Below are 7,786 nucleotides of genomic sequence, written 5' to 3'. Positions count from 1 at the left end.
CGATCACTGGACAACAAAACGAGAAACATCCCGGTCAGACCACCGAGACCTCCCACCAACGACCAGTGAAACTGCGCAGTGCTCAACCAACCTGCACAACCAGACCCCGACCTACGGACTCCCCAGGTCAGACGACTGGCGTACGCGGACACTGCGCAGATTCAATGAGCCAACACAGCCACCACCCCGCTCAACCAACCTGCACACCTGCAGGTCAGGAGCATGACGACTGCTCAGATTCACTGACCGGCGACAGGTGCGCGACGTGGTGGATCGCTAGGACTGCACAGCACTCAACCAACCTGCGCAATCAGGCCCGAGCTCAGAACTCCGCACTGCGACACGGCGTCTCCCTGACCAGCTCAACTCATCCCGGTGACACCCCCTTCACCGCACCAGACTGTCTCCACGACCCCCTCGTGGGCCTGACCAGCCCAACGGCCCGCAGGCGAACCCGATCACGGCCGAGATGGGGAAACTCGCCCGTCGATCGTGACATTTAGACCGTGTCCTGTGTGGTGAGGCGGATGAGGCGTTTGTAGCAGCAGAGGGCGGCGGCCAGGCCGAGGAAGGCCAGGTAGTTGCGGGGATAGCGTTCGTAGCGGTGGTTGAGCCGGCGGTAGCCGGTCAGCCACGACATCGTCCGCTCGATCACCCACCGACGTCGCCCGAGTCTCTGTGATGACTCGGTTCCCTTGCGGGCGATACGGACGCCGATGCGTTTGCCGCAGAGCCATTTCCGCAGCTCAGGTATGTCATAGGCCTTGTCGGCGTGCAGACGCTTGGGCTTGAAGTGGCGGCCGCGGTGGGGGTCGTGTCTCGTTTGGTGACCGAGCACCATGGGCTTCAGTGCCTGGCTGTCGTGGGTGTTGGCGGCCGAAACACCGACAACGAGGGGCAGTCCGGTCGCGTCCGACAGGATGTGCATCTTGGAGCCCGGCTTGCCCCGGTCCACGGGGCTCGGACCTGTAAGTTCGCCCCTTTTTTAGCCCTGACGTGGGCGGAGTCGAGGACCACGCGGGAGAGATCAAGAAGGCCCCCGTCGTCAAGCCGGTGCAAGATCTCCTCGTGCAGCCGGCCCCCCACTCCTGCCCGCGACCAAATCAAAAACCGGCGGTGGGGAGTCGACTTCGATATTCCGAAGCATGGTGGCAAAGCTTGCCAGGCGCAGCCGCTGACCAGCACGTAGATGATCGCCGCGAACAGCGTTTCATCAGGCGTGTCCTGCGTGCCACCGCCCTGCGGCCGCACCTTCGACGACGGGATCAGCGGCTCCGCGATCTCCCACAGCCCGTCCGGAACAATCCAGGGTGCAGGCGATGCTGGCCGGGAAGTGCTCGGCTGGATCGCATGTGAAGTCACCGGGCTCCCTGCCCCGGAAGTTCGATCGGGGAGGGAGCCCACCAAGATGTGGTGCGTGCTACCAGCTGTGCCGGGCCGACTGGTGGTGCCAGAGCCGGTCAGCGCTGTTGGTGGCCCGGAAGAGCCTGATCCCGCTGTAGGCGCCGCCAACCGTCACGGGGGCGGCAGCAAGCATGGGGTTGTCCGCCGGCCGCAGGCTCCACCAGCCGCTGGAGCCTGCGGCGAGGTCCAGGTCGGTTTCCTCAGGGACGATCTGCCAGGTCTGAATCCGCTCGCCGGTGCAGCGCTTCAGCACAACCACGGCATTGATCGTCGCGGTGGCCGTGGGCTGAAGGCACAAGCCGGCGTTCTTCTCGTTGCGCACCAGCCAGCTCCCGTCGTCTTGTTGCTCCAGTTCCCATTGGGTGCTGGTCCGGGCCTCGTAGTTGTCGTTGGGCTCGCGGATCGTACTGGCGGCGACTCCATCGTGTGTGGCGTCGTCCCACGAGCTGAGTCGGCCCCCGTCCGCCCTGTTGACGATTTCCTGGTGACGGACATCGGTGACGTCAGCTGCTTGGCTCGGTGTGCCGACTGCGCACAGCGTCAGCGCGGCCACAACGGGCACCAGACGCAGCAGCACACGGCGGCGACGCATGTGGGGATTCGGGATAGGCATCAGGGGGCCCTTCCTGCTAGGCGCCTGGGTACTCGTGCGGCGACCCGCCGCTGGCGCACGCCAGAACTGCCCACAGCCCGGCCCAAATAGGCCGAATGCCACTCAAGTAGGGGACTAACAATGACAATATGCGCGGACCGGGATGTGCGGTGCGCCCCCTCGCACAGAAAATCGAACACATGACGGAATAGAGGGATTCCCGCACCGAGGAGCAGCGCCATGGCCTCCCCCGTCCCCACCAGCAGGCCGCAGCCCGTCACCTGGGCGCCAGACCGCCTACACGCCGAACGACAACGACCAGCACCACAAGAACGCCACGCCCCTCCACATCCCGCCCAGCTCAGCGCCCCTGCGCACCGGTGAAGACTGGCGACGCCGCCCAGTGAAGAACCGCATGGCGCCCATCACCAGGCCCACCACCGCGGTGGGCCACCCCCGCGCCTCCCTGATGAAGGGAGGCGTTGAGGCTAGCGATAGATCGAACGAGCGAAGATCTGTGATCACTCGGCGTAGCCGCGGTACAGACGAACCACGGGCGTCAGACCGTAGAGGTACACGCCGTCTACCCAACAGGAGCCGATCATGCCCAACGATCCCGCCTCGGACCTGATCTACGCAGCAAAGCAGCTACCCGAGGAAACCGTGAACAAGCTCATGGGAAGCCCGGACACCGCACCCCTGGGGAAGGCCGTCCAGACCCTCCGCCAGCAGATTTCCCCCACGCAGGGCACCAGGGGCGCTGACCCCAGGACCTTCGGCTACGAGGACCACAGGGCCTGACCCACGACCCTTCGCGGGTACTGAGCGGCCGCGGCCAGCCAGGCCACGGCCGCTCTGGCCCCCTCAACCCAGGCCAGGCCGCTCATACTCCCTGAGTGGAGCCCGACGTCGAGGACGACGTCTACGACGTCCAGGGCGAATGGTCACAGTCATCCATACCTGTGACCCCGACAGGGACGCGAGGCTCACGGCTGCCTGGTTCCGCCAGGGGACTGACGGCCCATCCGCAGGCCAGGCTGCTAAAGGTCTGCGGACGCGCATGCACGCACGGGGCTGCCTCCTGGCACGGCCCGCTCCTACCCGGGGGGTCGTGTGATGTCAGCCGAATTCGCCGTCGCGTACTCTGTCGCGGAAGGCCGCCCACTCCTGCCCGGTGAAGCGCAGATCGCCCCGGCCGGGGTTCTTGGAGTCCCGCACAGCAACCGCGCCGCCACCAAGATCGGCCACCTCCACACAGTCGCCATCGACAGCGCTCCTGCTGCTCTTGCGCCAGGAGACATATGAAAGCTCCCGCTCGTACAGATCCTGCTTGCGCATGTTGATCTCCTTTCGGCACCTTCCACCGTGCAACACATCAACCACCGGTGCACCTTTAAGCATCTTCTGGGCTCATCGAGGACCGTGCTTGGCTCCGCCCGCACACGTCGGTTGGGCCCCGATGGAGCGGGTACCGTTCCGGGGCAAGCTGGCGCACCGTCAAATTCGTGCGCCAGTACGCCGCCACCAGTAGTGCCCGGTCCTCCAGCGGAAGGCTCCACGGCCGGCCGACCAGCCGGACAGCCGGTCCTCCCCCTCGGCGTCGTCGGCCAGGACCAGATGCGGGTCATCGAGGCGCAACCGGGACGCACGGCGCCCGGCGCCCACCACGAACAGCGAGGCCGACGGCATGGCCAAGGGCACCCCGATCTTGTCGTGGGCAAGCAGCCAAGCCACCACCGCCGCCCGGTCGAACTGCTTGCACCTCCGTGCCGGCCACCGGGGCGGGGAAGTCGGGGTGCCGGCGGCGCCAATTCACCACCGCCGCCCGGCCCACCCTGGCCATCCGCGCCCATCTCCGCCAACAACACCCGCTCCCACCCCGGGGCCGGCTCAAGCCCAGCGAGCGGGGAGCGGCGCCCCGCGGGGACGGCGTACACCGCCCGCCAATCCACCATGGGCCGCACGACCGGAAGCAGCGCGGCGGACTCCGCGGAGTACAGCGGGACCGTGGTGACGCCGCCGTGGTGCTTGTAGTCGATCTCCACCGAGCCGACCGGGGCGACCCAACCGAGCCTCTGACCACCTGGTCCCAATCCGTCCTGCAGACGCCGAGCCGGCGGGCGGCCTGGTCCGGGCCGAGGGGGACGTGCCGGTCGAGGAGGGCCGGCAGGTCCCGGCGGCGCGCGAGGGCGGCCACCTGGTCCGGGTGGACGTCGGGGAATGCCACGTCCCCGCCGAGGTAGACCAGCAGACCGGCTTTCACCAGGTGGCCGATCGCCGAGGCGGTCACCCGAGGCCGGCACCGCAACGGCTCCCCCAAGGCCGCCGTCAGCCGGTCCGCCGCCACCCCGGCACCGATCGGACCCCGCAGCGCCGCCCGTACCGCCTCCGGGTCGGCGGCCTCCCCCACCGCCCGGGACCACAACCGGGTACCGGCGTCCGCCGGCGGGACCAGACCGCAGCCGGTCGCCCACCGCCAAGCCGCCACCGGCACCCGCAACCGACCCGCGGCCTGCCCCTTGCCGAACTCGGGATGGACTGGCCGCAGCAGCGAAAATCGGCTGGCGAAGGCACCGCCTGGCTTCGTTCGTTTGTTGCGGGTTCTGGCACAGATCTGGGGGAGCGGTCGCTGAGCGTCACCTTGGTGTTCGATTGTCAGGGGTTGGGTCGCGTGAGACCGCGTACGCCTGGCTGCCCGGCAGCCCAAAGTGACGCTCCATCAACTCCCTGATGGCTTCTGCCGTGGGCGGCCGTGGGCGGTGATCGTGCCGGTCATGCAGACCAACGCATCGTTCTGGGACTCACTCGTGTTCGACGGGATCGACGACGTGGACGTCGAGGCGGTGACCGCCTTGTTCGGTACGGTCGAGGTGGTGGCGCGGGGCCGGGTGGCCGGCGAGGAGTGTCCGGACTGTGGCCGCTTCTCGGACCGGGTGCACGACCGCTATCGCCGCAGGTTGAAGGATCTTCCGCTCGCTGAGCAGGACTTCGTGATCCGGTTGGTGGTCCGGCGTTTCATCTGTGGGGCGGCGGACTGTCCGCGTCGGACGTTTGCTGAGCGGTTCTCGCGGCTGGCTGCCCCGTACGCACGGTTCACCACTCGGCTCAACCATGCCCTGGAGCGGGTGGGGCTCGCGCTGGCCGGTCGGGCCGGCGCCCGGCTGGCAGCCCAGCTGGGCTTCGGCGCGGGAAGGATGACCTTGTTGCGCAGGGTCATGGCATTGCCCGATCCCTCGTTCAGCACGCCGCGTGTGTTGGGCGTGGACGATTTCGCGATCCGTCGCGGCCAGACCTACTCCACCGTCTTGACCAGCGTCGAAGACCATCGCGTGGTCGATGTGCTCCCGACGCGTGAGGCCGGGCCGCTGGCTGCGTGGCTGGTCCGTCACCCAGGCGTGGAGATCATCTGTCGGGACCGGGCGGGCGCCTATACCGAAGGCGCCCGGCGCGGTGCCCCTGACGCTCTGCAGGTCGCTGACCGGTTCCATCTGTGGCAGGGCCTCGGCCGGGCCGTGGAGACCTGCGTCGCCGCCCATCGCGACTGCCTGCGCAACCCATCGCCCAGCGCCATGCTGCCGGAGGCCACCGGACTTGTTTCCGGTCGACCGCAGGACGACTCGGAGCCCGTCGGCCGACGCGCCGAGCGAAAGAAGGCGGCACACGCCCTGGTTCACGAGCTCCTGGCCCAAGGCCACTCACGCCGGGCGATCGCCCGACACCTGGGCTGGGGCCTCAACACCGTCCTCCGGTACGCGAACGCCGCACGCTGGCAGGACACCTTCCGCGAGAACCGCCCCCGGCCCAGCAGACTGGACCCCTACAAGCCTTACCTGGAGCGACGCTTCGCCGAGGGATGCACCAGCGTCACCCGCCTCCACACTGAACTGGTTGCCGACAACGCGCCCGTCACCTACCAGATGGTCCGCTCCCACATCGCCACCCTCCGCGGGGCTCCGGTTGGCGCGCCGCCGCGACCGCCGACAGTGCGGCAGGTGACCGGCTGGCTCACCCGACACCCCACGACCCTGGCCGAGGAAGACCGGGCCGGCCTGAAGGAGGTCCTGGCCCACTGCCCCGAACTGGACAAGGCCGCCGGACACGTCCGCGACTTCGGCGAGATCCTCACCGACCGCCTTGGCTCCACACTCCCCACCTGGATCGACGCAGTCGACGCCAGCCAGCTACCCGGCCTCACCGGCTTCGCACCCCACCTACTCCGAGACCTCGACGCCGTGACAGCAGGGCTCACTCTCGACTGGAGCTCCGGCAGCATCGAGGGCGCCGTCAATCGCATCAAAAAGATCAAGCGGCAACTCTACGGCCGCGCCGGATTCGAACTGCTCCGCAAGCTGATCCTTCTCCAGTAACACTTCGCGACGTTCCCCAAAGGCTGCGCGAAAACCGGATAGTAGGAACCCCTGCTGCGGCTGGCATATAGCCAGTGCATGCAGTTGCCCAGCCGTGGCAGGATGGCCTCATGTTGATCCGAAAGGGCGATGCCGCGTAGGCGTCCCGAGGCCGTCCGTGCAGAGCGGTGGCGGCCACGATGGCAGTATCCGGTTCAGAGGGTCCCCGGTGTCTCCGCGCGGACGCGTGCAGCGATCCGCCGGGTCGAAGACCACAAGATGTGGCCCAACGCGGTCGCCAAGGCACTCTCGTGTTTCGAGTGGGCTTTTATGGAGACCGGACGCTACCTGGACGCCTCCGCGTTTGATTCGCCCGGGGTGGGAGATGCCCGTGATGACCTGGAGTGGGCGATGCTGCACCTTCCGCCCGGAGCCAAACGGGACTTGGGCCGATTGATCACGCGTATCGATGAGGAATTCGAGCGCCGCACCTTGCCGGAGCCCAACTACAACGAGTGGGCGACGACGCGCTGGTGGTGGACCAGAATGCGTGAACGCTGACGGTCCCCGAGGTCGCCGCCCCTCCTGCAATCGAACGAACCTGTCACCCTCCGCGACCGCTCCCCAAGATCTGTGCCAGAACCCGCTTCTCACCTACACAGCCAAAGACGCTCAGTCGGCGGCCGGCGCCGGGCCCTGCCCGAACGCCGGAACGTCCCCCACACCCACGTCCACGCGCAGCCGTTTGAAGCGGAGCGGATGGCGGAACACCCCGCCGCGGTCGATGGCCCGGTCGGCGCTGATCTCCGCGACCAGAGCGGGCTCGACCAAGGTGACGTCCAGGACATCGCGGGAACCCCACGATGCGGCGAACTGGACGCCTTCCCAGGGGTGTCCGGGGCTGCGCGGGCGCGGGTGCTGGCGGGGCGTTAGGGGACGATGCCGACCTCATCCACACCGCTGGGTCGGCCGGTGCTGCCCGTGTTATGTCTCCTCGCGTATCGCTCCGGTATCGGGTGGGCTCGGTACCAGCCGATCAGGCCGGCCTCAGGCCCACCTCTGGGCGGGGGAGCCGTTGCAGTCCCACTGAGCGGCGAGGGCTCCGCTGTCGGCGGAGCCAGCGACGATCTCCAGGCATTTGCCGGAGTTGGCGTTGACGAGGTTCCAGCCACCGTCTGATGAGGGTTTCCACTGCCAGTTCTGGGTGGCTGAGCCGTTGCACTCCCATTGGTTGGCGGTGGCTCCGTTGCCGGTGGCGTCGCGCCGGATCTCCAGGCATAGGCCCGAGTTGGCATTGACGATCGTGCCCCAGCCAGTGGGATTGGTGGTCTTCCACTGCTGGGTGGATGAGTTGTTGCAGGTCCACTGGTTGGCAGTGGCGCCGTTCTCAGAGGTTGTTGTCTTTCCGGACTTGAGGGCGGCGTTTTCGCTGGTCAGGAGTAGG

The 7,786-nt window shown here is 67.7% G+C and carries 8 protein-coding genes and 1 pseudogene; 3 read left to right on the top strand and 6 right to left on the bottom strand.

Annotated elements, in window-relative coordinates:
- Positions 1-499: 499 nt before the first annotated feature.
- Together ACZ6ZT_RS34870 and ACZ6ZT_RS34865 are read right to left on the bottom strand one after the other, a co-directional pair.
- A protein-coding gene (locus tag ACZ6ZT_RS34870; protein WP_469724458.1) for an IS5 family transposase occupies positions 500-1,347 on the bottom strand; the annotation gives its coding sequence in 2 pieces (ribosomal slippage) (positions 500-981 and positions 981-1,347; 849 coding nt in all).
- Between the two features lie 73 nt (positions 1,348-1,420).
- Positions 1,421-2,017, bottom strand: a complete 597-nt coding sequence (locus ACZ6ZT_RS34865; RefSeq protein WP_469724457.1) for an RICIN domain-containing protein — start codon at positions 2,015-2,017, stop codon at positions 1,421-1,423.
- Positions 2,018-2,599: 582 nt separating this feature from the next.
- On the opposite strand from ACZ6ZT_RS34865, the gene ACZ6ZT_RS34860 reads away from it, so the two are divergent.
- Positions 2,600-2,797, top strand: a complete 198-nt coding sequence (locus ACZ6ZT_RS34860; protein ID WP_469724456.1) for a hypothetical protein — start codon at positions 2,600-2,602, stop codon at positions 2,795-2,797.
- A gap of 318 nt (positions 2,798-3,115) precedes the next feature.
- Here ACZ6ZT_RS34860 and ACZ6ZT_RS34855 read toward each other — a convergent pair whose 3' ends face one another.
- Positions 3,116-3,334, bottom strand: a complete 219-nt coding sequence (locus tag ACZ6ZT_RS34855; RefSeq protein ID WP_469724455.1) for a DUF397 domain-containing protein — start codon at positions 3,332-3,334, stop codon at positions 3,116-3,118.
- A gap of 139 nt (positions 3,335-3,473) precedes the next feature.
- Positions 3,474-3,587: pseudogene (locus ACZ6ZT_RS34850) on the bottom strand (transposase family protein); the annotation flags it as partial.
- A 1,183-nt stretch (positions 3,588-4,770) separates the two neighbouring features.
- On the opposite strand from ACZ6ZT_RS34850, the gene ACZ6ZT_RS34845 reads away from it, so the two are divergent.
- Positions 4,771-6,363 carry an ISL3 family transposase gene (locus ACZ6ZT_RS34845; protein ID WP_469724454.1) on the top strand — a complete coding sequence of 531 codons (1,593 nt, stop codon included), beginning with the start codon at positions 4,771-4,773 and terminating at the stop codon, positions 6,361-6,363.
- Between the two features lie 258 nt (positions 6,364-6,621).
- The gene (locus ACZ6ZT_RS34840) at positions 6,622-6,903 is read left to right on the top strand and encodes a hypothetical protein (RefSeq protein ID WP_469724453.1); all 282 of its coding nucleotides are present in this window, start codon (positions 6,622-6,624) and stop codon (positions 6,901-6,903) included.
- A 111-nt stretch (positions 6,904-7,014) separates the two neighbouring features.
- Here ACZ6ZT_RS34840 and ACZ6ZT_RS34835 read toward each other — a convergent pair whose 3' ends face one another.
- Positions 7,015-7,173, bottom strand: a complete 159-nt coding sequence (locus tag ACZ6ZT_RS34835; RefSeq protein WP_469724452.1) for a hypothetical protein — start codon at positions 7,171-7,173, stop codon at positions 7,015-7,017.
- A 216-nt stretch (positions 7,174-7,389) separates the two neighbouring features.
- Positions 7,390-7,786, bottom strand: a 397-nt coding sequence (locus ACZ6ZT_RS34830) for an RICIN domain-containing protein (protein WP_469724451.1), incomplete at its 5' end; no start/stop codon positions are given.

Source organism: Streptomyces sp. NPDC102258 (assembly GCF_055584685.1).
This window is presented reverse-complemented; position numbering and strand designations above follow the sequence as displayed.